Here is a 22,999-nt window from a genome sequence, read left to right as displayed (position 1 = left end):
GCCCGGATCTTGAGGCCTCTGGCCCTCCAGGTGATCGATCCCGCAGCCGGCGGATCTCAGGCGACGATCCCCGCCGGGGCGAGGTCTTCGAGAATCACCGCCCGGAGCGGCCGGGCGGAGGACACCAGGGCATGGGCCACGCCCCGGGCGTGGCAGGTTGCCCGCCATGCCCCCACCCAGGCGGCCAGGGTCCGGCGATAGGCGGCGAGGACGGCACCGTCCACGGTGACTTCCCGGGACGAACCGGTCTCGGCGTCGACCAGCGTCCACTCGGCCGCGGCCCCGCCCGCGCCCCCGTTTCCGCTGCCGCTCAGGGACGCCGCAGGGTCCAGCTCGTCCGGGGCCAGGACCTGCACGATGGCCGCGTCGCCGGCCGCCGCCAGGACCCCCGCGACCTGCCGGGCGTACTCGCCGGCGGGATCCGCGGCCACCGGGTCCAGCAGGTCGCTGAGCAGGATGGCGATCCCCCCGCCGGCCGGGCCGCCGCCTGGCGCTGGCGGGCCCCAGGGGGCTGTCGATGCGCCACCCCCGGCGGGAGCCGCCCCGGGTACGGCTTCCTGGTGCCCCGAGGTGCCACCGGTCACGGCAGCCGGGGTGAGGGCATCCGCACCCGCTGTCCCCGGGGCGGAGCGGCCCGCCAGGGTACCGTGAGGGGTGCTCCCAGGGGTGCCGGCAGGCGTGCCCGCAGGGGTGCCCGAAGCGCCGCCCCACCAGGCCAGCAGCGCCGGCAGGAGGGCGGTGGTGCCCTGCCAGGTGTCCAGGGCGGCCAGCGCCCGGCCGATCCGGCTCCGGCCGGCGGGCCCCCGGGCGCTGACCAGCCGCCGGGCGGTGGCGCCCCTGAGCAAGGTCACCTCGACCCGGTCGCCGTGGCGCAGTGCCACGTAGGCGAAGGCCGCGGCCAGCTCTCGCAGCCGGCGGTCCTTGCCGCCGAAGCCCAGGGAGGCCGACCCGTCGAGGAGCAGATGGACCGTCCGGTCCCGCTCGTCGGCGTACTCCCGGACATAGGGGCGGTCCAGCCGGGCCAGGGCCCGCCAGTCGAGGCGCCGCGGGTCGTCGCCGCGCACGTACTCCCGGTAGTCGGCGAACTCCAGGGAGCTGCCCTTGCGGCGCGAGCGGTGGGGTCCGGCCATCCGGCCGGCCAGGGGGCGTCGCCCCAGGAGGCGCAGGCGGTTGAGCAGCGCCACGGTGGCCGGGTCCAGCCAGGCGTGCAGGCCGGGGCCGGCCGCCGGGTACACGGCGGTACCGCCGCCGGCGGCCGTGCCACGGGTTGCCGCGCCCCCACCGCCGAGGACGGCCCCTCCCGTCGCCGCGCTCCCGCGGCCCGTGACCCCACCCCCACGGGCCGGACCGCCGCGGGCCACCTCGCCCCCACCCGCGCTCCCGCCCCCGCCCATCCCAGGGGCGTTCCCTTCAGCCCGTTCGCCCCGTTCAGGCATGGGCCTGCTCCTCCAGGACGGCGGCCAGTTCTTCCAGGACCGTGTCCGCGTCGACGCCCGCCGCCTCCCCCTCGAAGTTGAGCAGCACGCGGTGGCGCAGGGCCGGCCGCAGGACCGCCGCCAGATCCTCGTAGGAGACGTTCAGGCGGCCCGCGGCCAGTGCCCGCGCCTTGGCCCCCAGCAACAGGGCTTGCAGCCCGCGGGGGCTGGCGCCGTACCGGACGAACCTGCGCACCGCCTCGGGCGCCTCGGGGTGCTGGGGGTGGGTCATGGCCACCAGCCGCGCCGCCTGCGCGAGGACTTCGTCGGCCACCAGCACGCCGCGGGTCAGCTCAAGCCACTCCAGGACCTCGGCCTCGCCGCCCACCACCGGCTCCGGCACCGGTTCCGCGAGGCCGGTGGTCAGGCGGGCGATCTCGGCCAGGGTGGCCTCGTCGGGGTAGGGCACCAGCACCTTGAACAGGAACCGGTCCAGCTGGGCCTCGGGCAGGGCGTAGGTGCCCTCCATCTCCAGCGGGTTCTGGGTGGCCAGGACGAAGAAGGGCCGCGGCAGCGGCCGGGTGGCGCCGCCGGCGGTCACCTGCCGCTCGGCCATGGCCTCCAGCAGGGCGCTCTGGGTCTTGGGCGTGGCCCGGTTGACCTCGTCGGCCAGGACCAGGTTGGCCCAGATGGGGCCCGGCTCCCAGCGCCAGCCGCGGCGGCCGCCGGGCTGCTCCTCCAGGATGCTGGTGCCCAGGAGGTCGCCGGGCATCAGGTCGGGGGTGAACTGGATGCGGGAGAAGCGGAGGCCCAGCACCCGTCCCAGGGCCCGGACCAGGGCGGTCTTGCCCAGCCCGGGCACGCCTTCGAGGAGCACGTGCCCGCCGGCCAGCAGGGCCCAGAGGACCTCGGATACCACCTGCGGCTGCCCGACGACCACGCGCTCGATCTCCCGGCGGGCGCGGGCGAAGCGCTCCCGGAAGCGTTCCAGGCGCTCCTCGAGGGCGGCCACGCCGGCGGCCTCCCCATCCCCCGACGCCGTGGGGGTGGCTGCGGCGCCCCCGGGGACGACCGCGGCGTCGCCCGCGGCGGCGGCCCCACGGGCGGCTTCCGCTGGCGGGGCCTCGCCACGGGCGACCCCGGCGGGTTCGGACCCTTGGTCGCCGGCGCCTGCCCCGCCTTCCACCATCCCGGCGCTCGCCGGCCCGGCAGCCCGCATCCCGGGGCTGCCCATTCTGGATCCCGGCATCCCGCCTTCACCCAGCGTGGCCTCGTTCAGCCCCGCCCGTTCCTCTCCTGGCCTTTCCATCCCGGCGTGATCCACCTGCTCCACCCCTGTTCATCACACCGACCCGGGCAGCCGCCCGCGGGCCGGCCGGGCCTGCGGCGGGCCCGGCCCGGTACCCGTTCGTTACCGGCCCGGGCCGGCCGAGAAATAGGCCTCCACCAGGCGCTCCAGTTCCTCCGGCAGCGGTTCCTCCCCCAGGTCGAGGGCGGCCTGGGCGGCGAACTCCGCCCGGAGGCCGGATGCCGGCGCCGTGGTGCCCGGCCGCACCGCGATGGGTTCCTGGGTCCAGCCCGGTAGCGCAAGGGAACCCGGGGCATTGCTACCTGGTAGCCGATAGACCTGTCCCCCTGCGCCCGGCAGGGGCCCCAGGCCGCCGGCCAGGGGGGATCCGGCCGTGCCGGTGCCCCAGCCAGAGCCGCCGGAACCGCCACCGCTGCCTGCACCCGAACCGCCGCCACCCCCGCTACCGCCGCCGGGGCCCGAGCCGGATCCAGCGCCTCCACCCCCGGCGCCAACCCCGGTGCCGGCCCCCTCCCCGGCGCTGGAGGCACCGTTTCCGCGACCGCCACCATCCCCCGCGCTGCCGTGGCCCGCGTTTCCAGGGCCGGCGTCCGCGACCGTGGCCGGCGCGGAGGCGGTGGCTGCCGCCAGGGAGTCGGCGATGGCGGCCAGGTCTTCGGGGCTGAGCTGGGGCAGGGCGGCCAGCTGCCCGCTGCCGGCACCGGGAGCGCTACCGAAACGGCTGGCCAGGCTGGCAGTCTGGTCGGCCAGCACCGCCAGCTCCGCGGCGCTGGGGGACGAACCGGCCGCCAGGGAGCCGGCCAGCCGGGTCAGGTCCCCGGCCAGCCCCGCCCCGGCCGCGGAATCCTGCCCCCCCTCGCCGCCGGCGCCGCCCGCGGGGTTGCCGAGGCGAGCGGCCAAGCGGCTGGCCGCCTGGGCCAGGGACTGCCGCTCCTGGGGCGACAGCCGTTCCCCCCGGGCGACCCGGTCGCTGGCGGCGCGGAGCTGCTGGCTGAGATCCCGGGCCAGCGCCGCCGTTTCGGCCCGGGAGGTCGCCCGGGAGCTTTCGTTCCCACGCTCCCCCGTGCCGGCGGGGTTGCCGGCCTGGGTGACGGCGGCCAGGTCCCGGGCCCGCCGGGCCGCCTCCGCGGCCGCCGCCAGGGTCTCCCGGGTGGGGTTCCGCCGGGCCGCCTCCAGGCGGCGGTCCAGTTCGTCCAGGGCCCGCTCCAGCTCGCGCCGCCGCTGCTCGGCGGCGGGGTTCTCCGCCGGTCCGCCCTCGGCCGCCCCCTGCTCGAGGCTCCGGCGCAACTCGTCCAGTTGCGCCTGCGCCTGCACCACGGCCCGGCGGAACTGCTCCCGCTCGGCCCGCACCGGGGCCAGCGGGTTGGGCCAGAGGAGCAGCGCCGCATCCAGCACGACGGCCACCGCTGCCACGGCCGCCAGCCGCCGCCAGCCGCGGGGGGCGAGGGGCAGCTGCCGCGGGTCGGCCCCGGCCAGGGCCTCCAGGGCCCGCTGCCTTTGCAGGGCCTGGAAGGCCGGCGGGGTACCGGGCAGGGGGGCCAGGGCCGTCACGGCCTGCTCCGCCAGGCCGGCCACCCGGTCCGCGGCCCGGGCGGCCTCCCGCCAGCCCGGCGCCCGCCGCACGGCCACGCAGACCAGGACCAGGAGGGCCGCGGCGGCGCTCACGCCGGCCACCACCAGCCAGGTGCGTTCCAGGGAAAACCGGTCGAGCAGGAGCCAGGGCAAGGCGACCCCGGGGGCCACCACCGCCGCCCGGGCTGCGGTGGCGAGGGCGTGGGCCAGGCGCAGCCGGTGCCGCCAGGGCTGCAGGGCTCCTGCCAGGTGCGGGTCGGCGACCGTGGTCATGGTGGTGGCCCGTGCCGGGCCGGGCCGGCGCCGGGCCCGGGCCAGTGCCGCCGAAACCGCGGCTGCCCACACCGGCCCGAGTCCGGAGCCTTGTCTTCCAGGACGGCGCTTGCGCGGGAGGAACCGGAACCCGGCCATACGCACGCCTCCTATGGTGAGGGCCCCCCGGCCCGCTCACCCCATCGGCCTGCGGGGCCCCGCCCAGGGGCACCCGCTCGTCAGACCCGCCTGCGGGCGACCAGCCGGGTGGTGACCGCCGCCAGGACCAGGGTCAACGCCAGGGCGCTGAGGATGTAGACCCAATAATAACCATGCTCGCCCAGGGCGCGGGCCACCCGGGCCCCGAGGGTGAGCCGCGCCGACGGGTTGGGGATCCCGCCGGTGAACATCCAATCCATGATCCCCACCACCGGCGACGACAGGGTGCGCAGCAGCACCAGCAGGGGGTTCATCAGCTCGATCAGGTAGGGCCCCACCGGCTGGGTGGTGGCGGCGCCCGGTCCCGGGAACTGGCGCGGCCCCAGCAGGGCCGCCTGCAAGGGCCGGGCCACGGCGGTCAGGATCACCCAGGCCACGGCGGTGGCGTAGCTGGCGATCACCGCCACGATGGTCCGCCGGAAGAGGGCCGAGAAGAACAGGCCGATGGCGGCCCAGGCCAGCCCGCTGGCCAGCAGGAGGCCCAGGATGCGGGCCAGGGTGGCCGGCGAGACCGCGCCGAACCGGAACAGGGGGAGGAACACGGGCAGGGAGGCCACCACCAGCCACAACACCAGCAGCACGGCGGTGACCAGCTTGCCGCTGACGATGCGCCACGCCGGCAGGCGGGTCGTCAGCAGGACCTCCCACGTCTGCCGCTCCCGCTCGCCGCTGATCCCGCCCGCGGCCGTGGCCGCGGCCACGGCCCCCACCAGCACCAGCTCCGCCACCATGGCGGCCTGGAAGAGCGAGTAACTGACCTCGAAGGGAGAGGGGCCGTAGATGCCGGCGCCCACGCCCCCCGTCAAGATGAGGGCGATCAGCAGCAAGGCGCCCAGGGCCCCGGTGAAGCCGAGCAGCAGCAGGACCGTCCGCCCCCGCCGCATGCGGGCCCGCAGCTCCAGCTCGATCAGCGGGTTGAAGGGCGTGGGCCGCAGCACCGCCCGTGCCTGGCGGGCCATCCAGCCCGCCAGCCCGCGGGCGGGACGGGCCGGCCGGGGCGCGGGGGGCGCCGCGGCACCGCTGACCCCTTCGGTGACCGGCTCGCTTCCGTTCACGACCTCACCCCCCGCGGGCCCGGCTCCCCGGGCTGACCCGCCTGGCGGCTACCTGGCTCCTCCAGGCTCTCCACCACGTGGAGGAACGCCTCCTCCAGGCTTCCACCCACTTCCGCCAGGTGGGCGACGGGCAGGCCCGCCGCCACGAGCTGGGCATTGATGGCCGCCAGCGTCGCCTCGTCCCCTTCATAGTCGACGATCAGCTCCGGCGCCCGGGCGTAACCCGCAGCGGCCCAGGCCGGGGCCCCGGCGCCGCCCGCCGTCGGCCCCGCCGCATCCGCGGGCGTGGCGCCCGCTCCGCCGCCCGCGCCCGCGCCGGGGGCCGCCGCTGCGGCCGCCCGCGGTTCCGGTTCTTCCACGTGGGTGACCTCCGGCATCCGGGCCAGGACCTCCCGGGCCCGGGCCAGCAGGGCGGCGGGATCGGTGAACACTTGCTGATTGAATGACGCTTCACGGCCTGGCCACGTTTCTGCGGAGGAACCGTCGACCGGTCCGGGCGCGCCCAGCCCCTGGGAGCCCGCCCCCGCGGTCACCCGACCCGCGGCACCCCCATCCCAGCCGGCGGCCGCCAGGGCGAATCGGATCCGGGCCGAGCGGCGCCGCACGGCGGCCAGCACCCGGTCGATGGGGCCGGAGACCAGCAGCCGGCCCCGGGCCAGGATGCCCACGTGGGTCGAGAAGTCCGCCAGCTCGCTGAGGATGTGGGAGCTGACGAGGACAGTCTTCCCCATGGCGGCCAGCTCGCGGATCAGCTCCCGGAACTCGATGCGGGCGGCGGGGTCCAGGCCGCTGGCCGGTTCGTCCAGAAGCAGGACCTCCGGGTCGTGGATGAGCGCCCGGGCCAGGCCCAGTCGCTGCTTCATGCCGCGGGAGAGGGAGTGGACCATCTCGCCGGCCTTGTGGGCCAGGCCCACCAGCTCCAGGAGGTCGTCCCGCAAGCGGCGGGCGCGGGGGCCGCGGAGCCCGTAACAGGCCGCGTAGAAGTCCAGGTACTCGGTGACCAGCAGGTCGTCGTAGACGCCGAAGAAGTCAGGCATGTAGCCCACGACCCGCGCCAGCTCGTCCCGGTCGCGGACGGCGTCCAGGCCGCAGACCCGTACCGAGCCCGCCGTGGGGTCCAGGAGGCCCGCCAGGATGCGCAGGCAGGTGGTCTTGCCCGCGCCGTTGGGGCCGATGAAGCCATAGACCGCTCCCCGCGGCACCACCAGGTCGATACCGGCCAGGGCCTGGAACCGGCCGAACTGCCGGACGAGCCCGCGGGTTTCGATGGCGGCGTCGCCGTGGCTGTGCCCACCGCTCACCGCCCGCTCACCTCCCCGTCCACTTCCAGGACCACCAGCGGGAAGGGAACCGCCACCCGCCCGGCCACGTCCAGCCGCAGGGCGAGGCGCCCGTCCCGCCCGAAGAACCGGCGCAGGCTCTTGCCGGTGACCCGCACCCGGCTGCCGTCCACCCGGACGTCCCGCCGGGCCCAGGCCGGGGCGCCCGGCGCCAGGCCGCTGCCCGTCGGGCCCCTCAGGCGGGTCCAGCCGGCCGTCTCGTGGTCGTACAGGGTGATGCCGATCCCGGACGGCAGCTCGATCTCCAGCGCCCGGGCCCGCGGCAGCAGCCCGGCGGGCGGGCGCCACTCGAACTCCAGCATGCCGTCCTCGACCAGGGTCGGCCCGCCCGGTCCCTGGTTCTCCGCCCCGGAGGCCCGGGCCTCCCGCGGCTCCAGGGGGATCAGGGTGTTCGCCAGCCGGATGGGCCGCGGGCCCGCTCCCGGGGTCGGGAACTCGGGCACCAGCGGCTGGACCAGCAGGGTGATCCCCGTGCTGCCCCATGGGGCGGGTGCTTCGGCGGTGCCGGTTCTACCAGTGCCGCGGCCCTCGGCGGCTCCCCCCGCCGCGGCCCTGCTCGCGTCGCTCGCCCCTGCCGGGCCGCGGCCGTCGTCGTGACTCGCCGCCAGGGTGCTGCCGGCATCGACCCCGCCCGCCGATCCCGATCCCGCGGCCGCCGCGGTTCCTCCCGTGGAACCGCCGCCGGGACCGGCGCCCCCGGCGGGATCCCGGTCGTCCGGGGCGAACACGGGGCTGCCGTCGATGCGGGCGATGAGCAGGGGGCTTCCCGAAAGCCCCGCGGACAGGTGGGCGAGGGCTTGTTGCAGCCGGGCCTCCTGCCGCACCTCCCAGCCCGCGGCCGAGAAACGCGATCCCATGAACATCCCGGGGTTGGACAGGAGCGGCGACGGCGGCGTCCACTGGCCCGGGCCGGGGCGGGGCGACGACTGGAACCGGTCGCTGTAGCGGTCACCCGGCTTCAGGTCGGGCAGCCGCGCCACGGTACGGTTCCCGTGGACGATGAACGGGTCGTGCAGGGTCACGCTCAGCCCGTTGACCACGTCGACCTGCCACTCGTCACCTCCGGCCGGTTGCAGGCGGGCTTCCAGAGTGCCCGGCAACGGGACGTCGGCGTGGACCTGGGCGGCGGGGATCCGGCCCGCGGTCGCCGCCGGCCAGGAGACGGTCTGGCCGGTGGCCGCCGGTTCCACCCGGAGCATGTCGCCCGCTGCCGGCTGCGGCGTGGGCACCCCGAAGAAGAGGACCGGGTCGAAGGGAGCCACCAGGGTGCCCGTCCGCAGCTCCACAGCCGGGACCCCGGCCGGCCGGTAGGCGGACACCATCCCGTACCAGAGGCCGCGGTCGCCGGCCGGGCTCGCCAGCAGGTACCCCGCCGCGTTCCGCGGCGCCACCGTACCCAGGACGGAGCCCGCCAGGTACGCCCCAACGATGGCCAGGGCGGCCACGGCGGGTACCGCCACCCAGGCCCACTCTCGCTTCCGGCGCCGGCCGAGCCAGCCGAAGGTCACCGGCCCGATGAGGACCAAGTAGCCGGCGATGCCCGCCGCCAGCATGCCGGGACGCGGAAGCTGGAGCCCGGGCACGTCCCGGGAGGCCTGAAACAGGAGGTCCTGGGCGGGCCCGAAGCCGCCGCGAGCCATCGTCGCGCGGCCCATGCCCAGGAAGAGCCCCCGCGGTCCCGCGGCCTCGATGGCCAGGGGGAAGGACAGGGGCACAGCCCGGGCCGGGCCCCCGCCCATGCCCTGCCCGCCCATGAAGGGATCGGCCCGGCGGATGGCGGCGGGGACCAGGTCGCTGCCCAGCCAGGCGGAAAAGGCCGCCGGCGCTCCCGGCCAGCTCAACCAGGGTTCGGTGTCCAGGCGGGTCGCCCAGGCGTACACCCGGCCCAGGCCCACGTCGGCCCGGTACGCCAGGGGGACCGTGCCCGTTGCGTCCGCGCCCGTTCCGGGCCTTCCCGGAGCCGTGCCTGCAGCCGGGAGAGTAGCCGGGCCCGGGGCCGTCTCCCGGTTCCTACCCGTGACCGGGGACGCGGCCGTTCCCTGCTCCGGATCGGTGGCCGGAGACGACGCCGTCTTCTGGTTCGTTCCCCCGACCTGGGACGGGGCCTTGCCCTGCTCCGAGCCCGCGGCCGGAGACGACACCGTCCCCTGCTTCGTTCCTCCAAGCACCGCCGCCACCGCGGCCGGCGCCCCCGGCCCGAGCAAGGGGACCTTCGGGTCGACCCGCCGGGCGAGAACCACCGCCTCGGCGTAGTCGGCGGTTTCCACCGTCCCCCGCACCGTCCAGGGGAAGAGCCGGGGACCCAGCACCTGCGCCATGGCCGCGGCGTCGCTGCCCGTGCCCAGGACCAGGGTGCCCCCCAGCTCGACCCAGAGCCGCAGGGCCTCCAACTGCGCCGGCTCCAGGCGCCGCAGGGGGTCGATTCCGTCGATCACCACGGCGTCGAAGGAGAACCAGCCGCCGCTGGCCCGGGGCAGGAGTTCCGGCTCGGTCTCGATGACTACCACCGAGCCGCCCCGCAAGCCGGGCAGGGCTCCGAGGTACGGAAGCGGCCGCCCGCCGGCGACGGCGACGACGGTATCCTTATCCCCCGCGGGCACCGGCCCCACGGGCGCCGACGCTACCTTCTCGCCCGACTGGTCGACCAGGTGGACCTCGTAGCGGAAGCCGGCCTGCAGGGGCGCCAGCGGGGCGAGGGACCGGACGCCCCCCGGCGGGATCTCGATGGGATACCGCCAGCGGGCCAGCACCTGGTCCCCGCCGCCTGCCGGCGCCGCGCCCGGCGGGAAGCCGCCCAGGCCGCTGCCCAGTTGCACGACCTCCACATAGCCGCGGAAGGGCGTTCCCTCGCCGTTACGCGCCACCACCTGGACGGGCGCCCAGCCGTTCCCCGGCACCCCGCCCTGGTAGCCGGCGTGGACGGCCAGCTGTGGTGGCGCCGCCTGGGCGATGCGGGGGCCGGGAAGGAGGTTGAACTCGGACAGCACCACCGCCGCAGCCAGGACGGCCGCGGAGGCGGCCGTAAGCATCTTATTAAGCTTAAGCACCTTAGAACGTGCGGTCGGAAACTTCGCGGAAAGGCGGTTCTTCTTTGAAAGCCTGTTCTTCGTTAGGGCACCGAATAGGTATGGGAACGGAATGGGTATCGCCTCCAGACGCCGCCGGCGGTTGAGACCACGCAGCGAGGGCCGGTGGGCCCACCGGGCAACTCCTGCAGGGGGCAATGGTCAAGGCTCCCGTGCGGATTGATCCGCAGTGCTATTCCCTGGAAACGTCGTGCCTTCCTGCCGGGGCATAGCCTTGCTCGAACAGGGGGCCGCACCGCCCGCAGGTACCGGCCGTCGGTGACACGGGTTTAGACGATCTGCCCATGACTTATGACGAGGATGGGACGTTGCGGGTTCAGGTTGTTTACTGGGGTGGGTCGGCAGCGTGGTTTTCACTCGTTGGAGCGCCGGGCGGGAGGATGGAGGACTGCGGAGGGAAGGGGGCGGGCCTTGTTCCGGACGGTGCCGTTGATAATGTGGCTGCCTGCGGTTTCTGCGGGTCGGTCTGGGCACGCGTACCACGGCGCCCTGGTCCACGTTCCGAGACGATGCCCTCAGAAATGATGTTGGCCCTTCGATGACGGTGGCGAGCGACACATCCGGGCGCCTCGGGGGCTACCCACTGCGTCAATCGATGGCTTCCCCGTAGGCGAAAGCCTCCACCCTGTCACGCTAAGTCCTGGGGAAGAGCTCCGGCCCCAGCGCCCGGGCCATGGCCACCGTGTTACCGCCCGTGCCCACCACCAGGTTCCCGCCCAGCTTGACCCACAGACGCGGGGCCTCAAGCTGGTCCTGCTGCAGTTGCTGGAGGGCCGCGGCGCCGTCGATGATCACCACATCAAAGCCGAACCAGCCGCTGCTGCTCCGCGGCAAGACGTAGGGGTACGCCTCGAGGGCGACCACGGCCCCCTGGCGCACGCCCGGGAGGACGCGGAGGTAGGGGATGGACCGCTCGGCCAGCACCGCGATCAGGGTGTTGTTCTCGGACGACATCGATCCCCGGAGTGGCATCGAGGCAACGGAACGACCCGACTCGTCCAGAAGGTGGACTTCGTAGCGGGCGCCGGGATCCCACTAGATCCAGGGGGTGACATCCCGGCGCTCCCCGGGGGCACCTCGATGGGGATGCGCCAACGGGCCGAGACGGCCTCGCCCAGGCCGGGCACACCACCGGGACCCGGCGTGCCCGGGCCTGGCGCCGGCCGCACCCGCCCCGGGGGACCCCCTGCTCCGGTGCCGGGAAGCTGCCGGACCTCCAACTGCCCGCGGAAAGCGGTGGCGTCCTTGTTGTGAACCACCACTTCCACCGGCATTCAACCATTGGGAGGAACCTGGCCGAAATAGCCCGGCCGGGCGACCAACTCCGGCGCGGCGAGGGCGACACGGGGAGCGAGGAACGCCAGAATGGGCGGTCCGCCGCCACCGGCCAGGAGCATGACGAGGAGCCACAGTGCGACGAAGGTAACCAACTGGGTCCGCTGGATGGGGCGCCACCGCCCCCGGCCAATGACACTCGTGGCTTTGGTCCCGGCCGGCCGCCCCCAGTGTCCGTGTAACGTTTCGGTAGGTGAGGGTCGAGGCAAATAGAAAAGGCCTCACCCGGAGGCTGTCCCTGCATCGGGACGGCTTCCCCAGCGGCAGTCGGAGGGTGAGGCCCCATGCTCAGCATACACGCTGTGCGCGAACTTTTCCTCCAGACATTGCGGGAACTGGCGGAGCTGGTGACGGAGGACCGATCGTTTGGCGAACTGGAGGAAGCCGTTCAGCGGCTCAGCGGCCGGCTGACACTGCGGCTGCTGGAGTGGGTGTTGGCCGGGATCGATGAGCGACTGATGCAGGAGCGGGACCCGAGCCGATATGAGTGCCTGGATACGCGGGAGCGGGTCCTGGACACGCCGCTGGGCGAGTTGCAGGTGAAGCGACGTTACGACCGGGACCGGGCGACGGGCCAGGGTGTGTTCTTGCTGGATGAAGCACTGGGCTTGGAATCGCGGCGGCGACTGTCGCCGCGGCTGGAAGCGCTGTGCCGGCGGCTCGCGACGGAGATGCCGTATCACCGAGCGGCGGCGGTCCTGCGGGAGTTGACGGCGGGGCAGGCACCGGCGCGGGCGATGACGGTGTGGCGGGCGTCCCAACGGGCGGGGCGCCGGTTGAAGGAGGCGGCGGAGCGGCTACGGCGGTCGGTGTTCGTGGAGGGCCAGGTGCCGGAAGGCCGGCGCCGGAGTGCGCAGCTGCATGCCGAAGCGGACGAGGTTTATCTGCGGGGTCGAGGGCAACCGGTGGTGTTGAAGCTGGGGGTCGCGTACGAAGGCAAGCAAGCCGTGGGTTCGAACCGGCAAGCGCTGCGGGAGCGGCGGGTCGTGGCGGGGGTGATGCCGGGGACGGCCTTTTGGGAGCAGGCGAGCGCCTATTGGGGGACGCACTGGGATCTGAGCGCGGTCCAGGCTTGTTACCTCGGAGGCGATGGGGCGCATTGGGTCAAGCAGGGGTTGCAGTACTTCCCCCGCGCGTGTTACCGGCTGGATCCGTTCCACCTGCGGCGAGCCCTCCGGGAGGCGTTATCGCCTTCCGAGGAGACGTACGCCCAGGTGTGCCGGGCCATCGAAGCGGGGGATTGGGCGGGCGTGGAGTCGGCGCTTCGCCAGGCGCTACGGGGGCGGCGTGGTCCGGCGCGGGAGCGCTTGTTGCGGCTGCGCGGCTACTTGCGGGAGCACTGGGACGGGATTGTGGCTTCTGGGGAAGCGCCGCGGCTGGGGGCGATCGAAGCAGAAGTCTTTCACGTCCTTGCACGACGGATGAAACGGCATGGGGCGCGTTGGAGTGAACGCGGCGCCGACCACTTGGCGCGGCTCTTGAGCGAACGCGTGGACCCCCCACTGGCGCGCGGTCCTCGGCGGCCGGCCCCTGCAGATTTCGCCCGGCGTGCGGCAGGCGACACGCCAGGCCGTTCAGCGCGTGATGCGCCAGCTCGAGGAGGACCCAGCCCGTTGGCTGCGTGCCCGCATCCCAGCGCTCACCGGGCCGCATGCGACCAAACCCTGGGTTCAGGTGTTGCGCGACCTGGCCCATGTCCACGCACCGGTGGCTTGACAGCCGATTCACCGCTGGGGGCACCCACCGGAACGTGACACGGACGCCCCCAGTCCTCCGGTTGAACCCGGGACATCGGGTGAGGTAGGGGTGAAATGGGTATCCCCTCCTCGTGGGTTATAGTCCAAGCAGGTTTGGACCCCAGTTTTCGCCAAGTTTCGTCAGGGCCGGAGGAGGTCCATCCCCTCCTCGCCGTGCGACGGCCTTAGGCAGACCGACCCCTCCGGCACCTGGCGAATCCGCTGCTCAACGGTCGCTGATATGAACGAGGCCGTCAAGCCCCGTCCGCAACAGCTGCGGTAGTCGGGTGAGTCCCGGGTATGCTTCCGACGGTTGGCACGCTGATATCCGCGGGTTGGTTACCGCATCCCACGCCATCCGTCGGGGGCTGCCTCAGACTAGGAGCGCGGGTCGACGAGGCCGTGCCTGCCGCATAGCGACCGTCGAGGGTTCCCCCGTACCGGTCCCGGAATTCAACCCGCCTACCGCAAAACTGCCTTCACCCCCACTCCTTACGCTGGTAGACCCTCACGCAACGGTCTGGTCGTCCTGCTGCTGCCTCTCTACCCAACAAGCAATCGCCCACATGACTCGAGTTTGACAGTTTTGGGGTGTTTCCGGTGCCACGCCGCCCAAGGAAGTCCCGTGTCGCAAGGGTTTCCTGCGGGCGGCCCTTCTTTTGCGCCCAAAAGTGTAGTGCCACGTTGATTCGTGAAACGCTTGAAATATAGGCAACAATGTCGTATCATGACGGTGCCATGTTTGTTCGGCGGAAAACCTTCAAGAACAAGGACGGCTCCACCCGCACCTACCTCCAGCTCGTGGAGAACGTGCGGCAGGACGGTCGCGTCCGCCAGCGGGTCGTGGCGACCCTGGGTCGGCTGGAGGACCTCCAGGACGGCCGCCTCGATGCCCTCATCGAGAATCTGGCCCGCTTCTCTCAGAGCACCTGGCGCCGGCTCGAAGAACAGGCAGAGCGCCTGAACGTCCGCTGGTCCAAGCAGTGGGGACCGGCGCTGATCTTCGAAAGGCTGTGGCGAGAGGCCGAACTGGACAAGGCCTTCGAGGCCCTGCTGGAGGATCGTCAGCTCGCCTTCGACGTGGCCGAGGCCGTCTTCACCATGGTGCTCAACCGTCTCACCGACCCCTGCTCCAAGCGTGGTCTGGTGCGCCAGTGGCTTCAGGGCGTCTACCGGCCCCAAGCCGAGCAGTTGGAACTGCACCACTACTACCGCGCCCTGGATGTGTTGGCCGAGCATAAGGAGGCCATCGAGGATCGCCTCTTCGCCCGGGCCCGCGACCTGTTCTGGACCGAGGTCGACGTAGTCATGTGGGATTGTACATCCAGCTACTTCGAAGGCCGGGGGCCCGAGGGCTTGGCCGCCTACGGCTATTCCCGGGACAAGCGCCCGGACCGGCCCCAGCTGGTGGTGGGCGTGCTCATGACCCGGGACGGTTACCCCATCGCCCACGAGGTCTTCCCGGGCAACACCGCCGACAAGGCCACGGTGGAGACCGTCCTGGACGCCCTCAAGAGGCGTTTCCACCTGCGCCGGGTGATCTTCGTCGCCGACCGGGGCATGGTCAGCCGCCGGATCCTGCAGGCCATCGAGGAGGCCGGGATGGAGTACATCGTCGGCATGCCCCTGCGCCGGCACCGGGCGGCCGAGGCGGTCTTGAGCCAGCCGGGACGATATCGCAAGGTGAACGACCAGCTCCAGATCAAGCAGGTGACCCACCAAGGCCAGCGCTATGTGCTCTGCTACAACCCCCTCCAGGCCGAGCACGACCGCCAGGCTCGGGAGGCGGTCCTCGCGCACCTGAAGCAGCGGATCGAACGCGGCCAAGCCAAGGATCTCCTGCGGAACCGTCTCCTGGCCCGTTACCTCAAGGCCCTGCCCCAGGGCGCGCTGGTGGTCGACACCGATGCCGTGAAGCGGGCGGCCCGCTACGACGGCAAGTACCTGCTGCGGACCAACACCGACCTCGACCCGGAGGCCGTGGTGCGGGCGTACAAGGATCTCTGGCGGGTCGAACGCGCCTTCCGGACCCTCAAGTCTGCCCTGGACTTGCGGCCCATGTTCCACTGGACGGAGCGGCGGGTGCGGGGGCACGTCATGGTCTGCTTCCTGGCGCTGGTCCTGGAGAGCCTCTTGTTGCGCAAGCTCCGCCAGCAAAACCCCGATGTCAGCTACGAGGACGTGCTCCACGATCTCTCCCAGCTGCACGCCGTGGCCGTGGAGCTGGACGGCGAGGCCTACCTGACCCGCACCGAGCTGGTCGGGCAGGCCTACGAGGCCTTCAAGGCCGTGGGCCTGCGGCCCCCGGCCCGCGTACAACCGCTGCCACGTCCTGAGACGACCCCCGCCGGGTAGTGTAGTGGTACGCGGCCCCCATGTGCCCAAGAAAGCCTTGTGTTTCAAGGGTTTTCAAGGATCACGGTGTCAAAGTCGAGATGAAGCCCAGCAATTCGCGAGCGACGGCGGTCACCGCGACGGCGTGCGGCTTGCCCCGCGCGATCATGCGCCGGTAGCGGCGGCACAGGCGCTCCTGCGCCTTCCACGCCATCCGCTGCACCTCTGGCGGTTGCCCCTCGTAGCGCTGCCGAATCTTCGCCTTGAGCGCCGGCGGGTGGCGGTAGGACCACGCCGCCTCCACCAGCACCCGGCGCAGGTGCGCGTTGCCCGTCTTGGTGATCGCACCGCGCCTGCGGCGTGCCCCGTTAAAGTCCCGGGTAGTGGTGGACTTTCCGGCCAGGGTTTAGGCGTGGCTGGTGGCCGTTGACAGCAGCGGTCACCGGCGGCTTCCCTTCGGGTTGGACGAACCCGAGCACGAAGGGAGGTCGGACCACCGGTGACCGCTGACTTCAGGATGGCACTTCTCGAACTGCTGCGCCAGTACCAGGGCGAGCCCGAGGTCGACGCCCTGCGGGAGGGCCTGCGCTGGCTCGCCCAGCAGCTGATGGAGGTCGAGGTCAGCGAACTCATCGGCGCCCAGCGCTACGAGCGCACCCCGTCGCGCACTACCTACCGAAACGGGTACCGCCCCCGGCGCTGGGACACGCGCGTGGGCACCATCGAGCTGCAGATCCCGAAGTTACGCCGCGGCAGCTACTTCCCCAGCCTCTTGAAGCCGCGGCGGCGCGCGGAGCGGGCCTTGCTGGCCGTGGTGCAGGAGGCCTACGTGCACGGGGTGAGCACGCGCAAGGTGGACGAGCTGGTCCAGGCGCTGGGCGTCGGGGGCTTGAGCAAGAGCGAGGTCTCCCGCATCTGCGCCGAGCTGGACGAGCACATGGAGCGCTTTCGGAACCGGCCGCTGGAAGGCGAGTACCCCTACGTGTGGCTGGACGCCAAGGCGGTGAAGGTGCGGCAAGACGGACGGGTGGTGAACATGGCGGCCGTGATCGCCGTGGGTGTGCGGGAGACAGGGGAACGGGAGGTCCTGGGGTTCGACGTGGGCGCGGCCGAGACGTACGAGTTCTGGCTGGACTTCCTACGTCGCCTGGTGGCCCGGGGGCTGAAGGGCGTGCGGCTGGTGATCTCGGACGCCCACGAGGGCCTCAAGCGAGCCATCGGTGAGGTGCTGGCAGGCGCCACGTGGCAGCGGTGCCGGGTGCACTTCATGCGGAACCTGCTGGCGCGGGTGCCCAAGCACGCCCAGTCCATGGTGGCAGCGCTGGTACGGACCATCTTCGCCCAGCCGGACCGTGCCTCGGCTCGGCAGCAGCTGGAGCAGGTGGCGGCAAACTTGGAGCGGCGGTTCCCCCAGGTGGCGAGCCTGCTGCGGGAGGCCGCGGAGGAGGTTTTGGCCTACATGGACTTCCCGCCGGAGCACTGGCGGGGGATCCACTCGACGAACGTCCTGGAGCGGCTGAACCGCGAGCTGGCGCGGCGGTGCGACGTGGTGGGCATCTTCCCGAACGTGGCGGCGGTGCTGCGCCTGCTGGGTGCGCTGCTGGAGGAGCAGCAGGACGAGTGGCTGGTGCAGCGGCGGTACTTTAGCCAGGCGTCGATGGCGAAGCTCAAGGGCGGTGACGCGTTGGGGAGTGACTCGGTGAGCGCCTTGGCTGTTGCAGCGAGGTAAGCCCATGGAACCCGAGGGGGAGCCGCTTTTCCACCACTTGCCGGGACACGGCCCGTGCCCCGCTGGAATACTCGCTGGGCACGATCCCCGCGTACGCCATCAACTGCCGCGCCCGGGCAAAGCGTAAGAACGACCCGACCTCGGCCACCGCCGTCACCGCCACCACCTCGCCCACCCCGCGCAACGCCTGCAGAGCCTGAATCACCGGCGCGTGCACGCTGGCCGTGGCCTGCTCGTGGATCTCCGCTTCCAGGCGCTTAAGGCGCTCCTCGATCTCATCGATGGCGTGGACGTACTCCCGCAACACCCGCTGCAGGACCGGTTGCCCCAGCTCCAGCCCCTCCAGCCACTCCCGATACCGGCCCGACCACCGGCGCACCCCCTGCGGCGGCCGGATCCCGTGCCGGAGCAAGAACTTGCTCAGCCGGTGGCGTGCACGCAAAAGGTCCTGCTTGGCATCCTCCCGCGCCCGCACCAGGTCGCGCAGCGCCTCGTCCTCCTCGCCGGGCACCCACACCGGAGCCAGTTCGCCGGCCCGCAGCAGCTCCGCCAGACGCACAGCATCCCGGCGGTCGGTCTTGACCCGGTCCCCGGGGCGCGTGGGCGTCAGCGCCGGGGCCACCACGATGCACTCGATCCCCAGGGAGGCCAGCAAGCGCTGGAGCCCGTATCCGGTGGGCCCTGCCTCGTAGCAGACCAAGAGCCGCTCCTTGGGCCCCAGCTGCTCCATCAACCTGCGCACGGCTTCCGGGCGGTGCGGGATGGTACCCCAGTACCGCCCGCGACCGCCCTCGCGGTCCGCCACTCCGACCGCGATCGTGTCCCGGTGGACGTCCAGACCCACGAATTTCGTGATATTCTTCATACCACCGGCCCCTTTCGCATGTGGCTCTGCGCCTGGGACGCAGGCACGTCCAGCGTAACCCACGCACCTGCGAAACGGGGCCGGCCTCGTTCATTGTGACTAGGGCGTCGTGCCGCGAGCACCGATTCCACGAGGGCACCGTGGGTGGCGGAGGTCGTCCCCCGCAGGAGGTGGCATCATGCTGCGCGTCGGAATCGACCAAGCCAGCCAACACCACGATGTCTGCCTGGCTCCCGAGGGGCAGGCCCCATCCTACCTCCGGGTCCCCAACGATGCCGACGGGCTTGAAGAGTTGCTTACGGCCATCCGGCGCCTGGAACCGAACCCCGCGCAGGTGCACGTCGCCATCGAAGGCTCGGGACAGGGGCTTTTCGTGGCCGCGCTCCTCGCCGCAGGCTTTCGGGTCTATCCCGTCAATCCCAAGGCGGTGGATCGCTACCGGGACCGCCTCTCCCCGGCCGGCAGCAAGGACGACCGCCGGGATGCCCTGGTCCTGGCCGAGATCCTCCGCACCGATCGCCATCGCCTTCAACCCCTGCGGCTGGAGAGCGACATCCTGCGCCAGCTCCGGGTGGCCTACAGCCACCACCAGACCCTGGTGGAAGAACGCACGCGGCTTCTGAATCAGCTCACCGCCTGCCTGCGTGCTTACTACCCGCGGGCCCTCGAGCTGTTTGCAGACTTGGGCCGGCCCGTGGCCTGGACCTTCTTGCGCGCCTTCCCGACCCCGGCGCACTTCGCCCGCGCCCGCCGGTCCCGGATCGAGAAGCTGTTGCGCCAGCACCGCTACCCTGGCGTCGCCGCCAAGACGGCCGAACTGCTCGAGCTCGCGCGCAAGCCCCAGCTCCCGGCCGATCCGGCCACCGTGGCCCTGTGGGCACGCCGCATGCTCTTTCTGGTGGATCAGCTCGAAGCCGTCTGCCGCGAGCTCGAGGCCTGTCATGAGCAGCTGGAGACCCTGGTGCAGGCGCACCCGGACGGCGATTTGTTTCGCTCCATGAAAGGCATCGGCACGGTGCTGGCTGCCGGCATGATCACCGTCTTCGGGGAGGACCGCCAGGCGGTCCCCAGCGTCCGCCCGATCCAATGTCGGTCGGGGACAGCCCCCGTGACCGTTCGCAGTGGCAAGACCGTCCGAGTCCGTTTCCGCCACGCTTGCAACAAACAAGCCCGGAATACGCTGCAGCTACTGGCGCAGCAGCTCGTCCTGCACCATGCCTGGGCCCGGGAGATTTATCAGACCCACCGCAACCGAGGGCGTCACCATCATGAAGCCTTGCGCATCGTGGCCCACCACGCCCTTCGGGTCCTGTTTGCGATGTGGCGAAATCGTCAGCCCTACGACCCCACCCGGTTCGAGGCGGCGCGTCGTCAGCGGCAACAGCCCAAGGCCGCGTAGCGCCCACGGGCACGTTCCTCAGCAGCCGCTTTGTCAAAGATCACATCCCTGACTACGGCGACTTGACCCTAGGGCGTCTGCCTGCGTGGGCCGCGAGCGCGGCGGCTCTCACCGGCCGTCTTTCGGCGCTGGCGTAGGGTGAGATTGGAAGAATGGTGGTTGATGTTGTATTCACTTGAAGGCGGGAGGATCCTGCTTGGTCGTGGAGCGAAGAATGGTGCCATTTCTCTTACGCGAGCATAATTGGAACGTTCTAGGAATGGCCTGGTGCGTCTTCTGAGAAGGAGAAATTCGCTATCTTCCCTGTCCCGGTGGACTCCATGACAGCGAAGACGGCTCACGTGGCGCCACCGAGTTCGGGTGCGTCATAGTCCAGTTTCAGCCAAAGCGAACACAACGACAGCCTATGATCGGTGGCAGGCGGTCTCACCGTCAGGCCACTCCCAGGACCATGTTCAAGCCCGGTGAGGAGTCAGCCCGCTAGAACCGACCGGCGCGACACCAAGGCGTCCGGTGGTAGCACGAGCCGGGGGCTCCTGTTGGAGGGTAGGTGGCAACGGTGCTGGACCAGACATCACGATCACGACTACAGCTCACGAACAGGAGGCCGGCGGCGTTGCGGGACCTTATGGCACCGTTGGCGGTACCAGCCAGGTGCGCGACTGCGATGCTTGCGACCGGAATCGCAGGAAGCGCTAGTCAGGTACATTCTCCTTGGCGGTGTTGGAAGAGCAGGGTTTTATCGATCCGGTGCAGGATAGTACGACTGCTATTGCTGACGAGGTGAGAGTGCAATGACACCGGAAGACCTTGAGAGGCTACCTGGCTACCAGAAGTTTCGTGATCTGTTAAACTCGCTGCTCGAGGGCTCTGAAAAACTCCTTTGCTTTTTCGGCAAGGACTGGCAGGACGCAAAGCGAAAAACCCCTATGGAGACGATACCGAAACCGGGGCCGGTGCACCATGTTGGGACGGTTGGATCAGCAGCGGAACTTCTTCGATGAGATCCTCTTCAACCACATGCTGCCGGCGGACCATCCCCTCCTGGACATCGACCGGGCTGTCGATTTCTCGTTCGTGGAGGAAGAGACGGCCGATCTGTACAGCGCCGATCAAGGCCGGCCTTCGTATCCGCCGGAGCAGCTGGTGCGCATCCTCTTCCTGGCGGTGTGGGCCAACCTGTCGGACGTGCAGGTCTGCCAGCAGCTGCGCTACAACGTCCTCTATCGCTACTTCTGCCGCCTTGGCTGGGAGGACGCGATTCCCGACGACACGACGCTGGTGCGGTTTCGGCAGCGGTTGGGGGAGGAGCGGTGGCAGCGGCTGCTGCAGCGGCTAGTGGAGCAGGCGCGGGCGAAGGGATGCCTGAAAGGCCGCTGGCTGGTGATGGACTCCAGCCCGGTGGTGGCCCATGCGGCCGCCCGCACACGGGTGCAGCTTTTGCGGGAGGGGCGGCAGCGGCTGCTGCAAGCCGTCCGGCAGGCGGCGCCGCCGGTGGCGAAGGAACTGGAGGCGCTGGCCGAGCCGGTGCCGGACGCGACCTATGAAGATCAGGATCAGCTGCTGCAGGCGGAACAGGAACGGACGGAAGCCTTGCTGGCGGCGATCACGTCGCGGCAAGCCGCGAAGGCACCGGCGGTGCGACGCGTACGGAAGCAAGTGGAGCGGGTGCTGAAGGACGAACGGGTGGCGAGCTACGCGGACCCGGAGGCGCGTTGGGGACACCAGCGCCGGGAGAAGCCTTTTTTCGAGAGTTCTGTCGGCATGATGGAATCAAGCCCCCGCCGGGCGGCCAGGAAAGGCCGCAGGCGGCGGCTAATCTCCGCTCCCGAAAGGCGGGCGGAGGCGGTCGCGGAGCGCAGAGCAGAGGGCGCGCCGTGGTTTTTCATGGGCCTCGAGCCCGAGTCTCTGTCTGGTCGGCCCCCTCTGCGCATCGCCCGCATGGGTACCGGCAGCGGCCGGAGAACCCGGAGAAGTGACTGCGCGCGCACGCGATCGTAGAGAAAACCGCCGTCTGCGCTCCGAGCCCGGTTCCTGCGGGAGGTGATTTCGATGCCGCGCTACATTGGGCTGGACGTGCACCAGCGTTACGTGCACGCCTGCGAGTTCCGGCCCGATCGGCCCGAAGGGCAGCAAGAAAGGCATTTCCGGTTCCCCAACACGCCTGAGGCGTGGACGGCCTTGGTGGCCGAACTGGACCGCGAGGCGGTCGTCGTCCTCGAGGTCACCGGAAATGCCTTTGAGATCCACGATATCCTTTTGCCCCACGCAGGGAAAGTCCTCCTGGCCAACCCGGCGGAGCTGAAGCGCTTGGGTTCAGGGCGGCACACAGACCGCGTGGACGCCGCGCGGCTGGCCAAGATGGCGGCGCTGGGCATCGTACCCACCGTATGGGTCCCGCCCCAGCCGATGCGGCAGGTGCGCCGGCTTTTGAAGACGCGGGAACGGCTGGACAGCCAGCGCCGGGCTCTGCTGAACCAGGCGCGGGCTGCGTTGGGCCGCCACGGGATCCGGGTCCCCCGGGGTGCCGACCCCGCGGTCCTGCTGGAGCGCGTGGAGGGTGTGCCGCTGCCGCCGGGCGAACGGCTGGCGGTGCAGGTCACCCTGGAGGCCGCGCAGGTGCTGGAGGCGCAGGTGGAGGTGCTCACGGCGGAGATCGCCCGGCAGGTCGCGGAAGTGCCCAAGGTCCGGCTGCTGCTGACCGTCACGGGCGTGGGGCTGTTGACGGCAGCCACCCTCTGGGCCAAGTTGGGCGATCCCGGGCGGTTTCGCGGTCCCAAGCAGGTGGCGCGGTACGCGGGGCTCGACCCCTCGGTCGACCAATCGGGGGAACGGGACCGGCGAGGGCGCATCAGCCGCCACGGGGATCGGCTGCTGCGGAGGGCGCTGATCGAGGCGGCCTGGTCGCTGGCCCGGCATGACGAGGGGGAGCTGGGCCGGTTCTTCCGGCGCAAGGCTGCGCAGATCGGTACCCGGAAGGCCATTGTGGCGCTGGCGCGCAAGCTCTTGATCGTGGCTTGGCGGATCCTGCGGACGGGGGAGCCGTACCGGGCGCAAAAGCCACGCACCGTGCAGCGGAAGCTGTGGACCCTCCGCCGCTGGACGCAGCGGGGTGCGGACAAGGAGACGGTTGGGCAGCGAGTGCTGCAGGCCACCCTGGCCCGTCTCGGGATGGGATCGGGGTCGGTGGCCACGGCGGCAGCAAGGAGGACGAAGGAAATGGGATTCCGCCCGGCGGGGGCTTGACGTCCATCAGAAGTGAAAAACCGGCGGAAAGCTCAACCCATGGGGCCGAAGGGGGTTGCCAACGATTGGATGGGATACGTGACACTACAGGTGATCGGCGCTGCAAG

At 71.6% G+C, this 22,999-nt stretch carries 15 protein-coding genes; 6 read left to right on the top strand and 9 right to left on the bottom strand.

Annotated features, from left to right (window positions below; all coding sequences use genetic code 11):
- Window positions 1–56: 56 nt before the first annotated feature.
- The 7 genes from Q5761_RS09740 to Q5761_RS09710 form a co-directional block, all read right to left on the bottom strand.
- Complete coding sequence (locus Q5761_RS09740) at window positions 57–1,436, bottom strand: DUF58 domain-containing protein (protein ID WP_318750453.1); 1,380 nt, start codon at window positions 1,434–1,436, stop codon at window positions 57–59.
- On the bottom strand, window positions 1,429–2,427 hold the full coding sequence (locus tag Q5761_RS09735; protein ID WP_318750452.1) for an AAA family ATPase: 999 nt from the start codon (window positions 2,425–2,427) through the stop codon (window positions 1,429–1,431). The genes Q5761_RS09740 and Q5761_RS09735 overlap by 8 nt, the downstream gene beginning before the upstream one ends.
- A 399-nt stretch (window positions 2,428–2,826) precedes the next feature.
- Window positions 2,827–4,707 (bottom strand): hypothetical protein, encoded by a 1,881-nt coding sequence (locus Q5761_RS09730; RefSeq protein ID WP_318750451.1) that lies wholly within the window; start codon window positions 4,705–4,707, stop codon window positions 2,827–2,829.
- Between the two features lie 80 nt (window positions 4,708–4,787).
- Window positions 4,788–5,822 carry an ABC transporter permease subunit gene (locus tag Q5761_RS09725; protein WP_318750450.1) on the bottom strand — a complete coding sequence of 345 codons (1,035 nt, stop codon included), beginning with the start codon at window positions 5,820–5,822 and terminating at the stop codon, window positions 4,788–4,790.
- Entirely contained in the window at window positions 5,819–7,123 is a 1,305-nt protein-coding gene (locus Q5761_RS09720) for an ABC transporter ATP-binding protein (protein WP_318750449.1), read from the bottom strand. The genes Q5761_RS09725 and Q5761_RS09720 overlap by 4 nt, the downstream gene beginning before the upstream one ends.
- Window positions 7,120–10,209 carry a hypothetical protein gene (locus Q5761_RS09715; protein WP_318750448.1) on the bottom strand — a complete coding sequence of 1,030 codons (3,090 nt, stop codon included), beginning with the start codon at window positions 10,207–10,209 and terminating at the stop codon, window positions 7,120–7,122. The genes Q5761_RS09720 and Q5761_RS09715 overlap by 4 nt, the downstream gene beginning before the upstream one ends.
- A gap of 672 nt (window positions 10,210–10,881) precedes the next feature.
- The gene (locus Q5761_RS09710; protein WP_318750447.1) at window positions 10,882–11,202 is read right to left on the bottom strand and encodes a hypothetical protein; all 321 of its coding nucleotides are present in this window, start codon (window positions 11,200–11,202) and stop codon (window positions 10,882–10,884) included.
- Window positions 11,203–11,867: 665 nt separating this feature from the next.
- Between Q5761_RS09710 and Q5761_RS09705 the strand changes: the two genes are divergently transcribed.
- Both Q5761_RS09705 and Q5761_RS09700 read left to right on the top strand, forming a co-directional pair.
- Entirely contained in the window at window positions 11,868–13,337 is a 1,470-nt protein-coding gene (locus Q5761_RS09705) for an ISLre2 family transposase (protein ID WP_318750446.1), read from the top strand.
- Between the two features lie 720 nt (window positions 13,338–14,057).
- A complete protein-coding gene (locus Q5761_RS09700) occupies window positions 14,058–15,674 on the top strand; it encodes an IS1634 family transposase (RefSeq protein WP_318750353.1) in 1,617 nt (538 codons plus the stop codon).
- A 61-nt stretch (window positions 15,675–15,735) separates the two neighbouring features.
- Here the strand turns inward: Q5761_RS09700 and Q5761_RS09695 are convergent, their stop codons facing one another.
- On the bottom strand, window positions 15,736–16,056 hold the full coding sequence (locus Q5761_RS09695; RefSeq protein WP_318751647.1) for a transposase: 321 nt from the start codon (window positions 16,054–16,056) through the stop codon (window positions 15,736–15,738).
- 96 nt (window positions 16,057–16,152) lie between these two features.
- On the opposite strand from Q5761_RS09695, the gene Q5761_RS09690 reads away from it, so the two are divergent.
- Window positions 16,153–17,382 carry an IS256 family transposase gene (locus Q5761_RS09690; RefSeq protein ID WP_135224084.1) on the top strand — a complete coding sequence of 410 codons (1,230 nt, stop codon included), beginning with the start codon at window positions 16,153–16,155 and terminating at the stop codon, window positions 17,380–17,382.
- Here Q5761_RS09690 and Q5761_RS09685 read toward each other — a convergent pair.
- Window positions 17,321–18,247 (bottom strand): IS110 family transposase, encoded by a 927-nt coding sequence (locus Q5761_RS09685; RefSeq protein ID WP_318750445.1) that lies wholly within the window; start codon window positions 18,245–18,247, stop codon window positions 17,321–17,323. The two genes, Q5761_RS09690 and Q5761_RS09685, sit on opposite strands and share 62 nt — an antisense overlap.
- Before the next feature lie 178 nt (window positions 18,248–18,425).
- Here Q5761_RS09685 and Q5761_RS09680 point away from each other — a divergent pair, with 178 nt between their 5' ends.
- The 3 genes from Q5761_RS09680 to Q5761_RS09670 all read left to right on the top strand — a co-directional run bounded on the left by Q5761_RS09680 (window position 18,426) and on the right by Q5761_RS09670 (window position 22,892).
- Window positions 18,426–19,646 (top strand): IS110 family transposase, encoded by a 1,221-nt coding sequence (locus Q5761_RS09680; protein ID WP_318750444.1) that lies wholly within the window; start codon window positions 18,426–18,428, stop codon window positions 19,644–19,646.
- A gap of 963 nt (window positions 19,647–20,609) precedes the next feature.
- Complete coding sequence (locus tag Q5761_RS09675; protein WP_318750443.1) at window positions 20,610–21,647, top strand: transposase; 1,038 nt, start codon at window positions 20,610–20,612, stop codon at window positions 21,645–21,647.
- Window positions 21,648–21,698: 51 nt separating this feature from the next.
- A complete protein-coding gene (locus tag Q5761_RS09670; RefSeq protein ID WP_318750442.1) occupies window positions 21,699–22,892 on the top strand; it encodes an IS110 family transposase in 1,194 nt (397 codons plus the stop codon).
- Window positions 22,893–22,999: the final 107 nt, after the last annotated feature.

It is taken from the genome of Thermaerobacter composti, assembly GCF_033582035.1.
Classification (GTDB): Bacteria; Bacillota; Sulfobacillia; order Thermaerobacterales; family Thermaerobacteraceae; genus Thermaerobacter; species Thermaerobacter composti.
The sequence above is the reverse complement of the archived record's forward strand: the minus strand, read 5'-3'. Positions and strand labels throughout refer to the sequence as shown.

What these genes read in the sequence shown, in the direction of transcription:
- Q5761_RS09740 (WP_318750453.1), bottom strand. Translation starts at nt 1,436, where the DNA reads ATGCCTGAACGGGGCGAACGGGCTGAAGGGAACGCCCCTGGGATGGGC.
- Q5761_RS09730 (WP_318750451.1), bottom strand. Translation starts at nt 4,707, where the DNA reads ATGGCCGGGTTCCGGTTCCTCCCGCGCAAGCGCCGTCCTGGAAGACAA.
- Q5761_RS09710 (WP_318750447.1), bottom strand. Translation starts at nt 11,202, where the DNA reads ATGTCGTCCGAGAACAACACCCTGATCGCGGTGCTGGCCGAGCGGTCC.
- Q5761_RS09705 (WP_318750446.1), top strand. Translation starts at nt 11,868, where the DNA reads ATGCTCAGCATACACGCTGTGCGCGAACTTTTCCTCCAGACATTGCGG.
- Q5761_RS09700 (WP_318750353.1), top strand. Translation starts at nt 14,058, where the DNA reads ATGTTTGTTCGGCGGAAAACCTTCAAGAACAAGGACGGCTCCACCCGC.
- Q5761_RS09685 (WP_318750445.1), bottom strand. Translation starts at nt 18,247, where the DNA reads ATGAAGAATATCACGAAATTCGTGGGTCTGGACGTCCACCGGGACACG.
- Q5761_RS09680 (WP_318750444.1), top strand. Translation starts at nt 18,426, where the DNA reads ATGCTGCGCGTCGGAATCGACCAAGCCAGCCAACACCACGATGTCTGC.
- Q5761_RS09675 (WP_318750443.1), top strand. Translation starts at nt 20,610, where the DNA reads ATGTTGGGACGGTTGGATCAGCAGCGGAACTTCTTCGATGAGATCCTC.
- Q5761_RS09670 (WP_318750442.1), top strand. Translation starts at nt 21,699, where the DNA reads ATGCCGCGCTACATTGGGCTGGACGTGCACCAGCGTTACGTGCACGCC.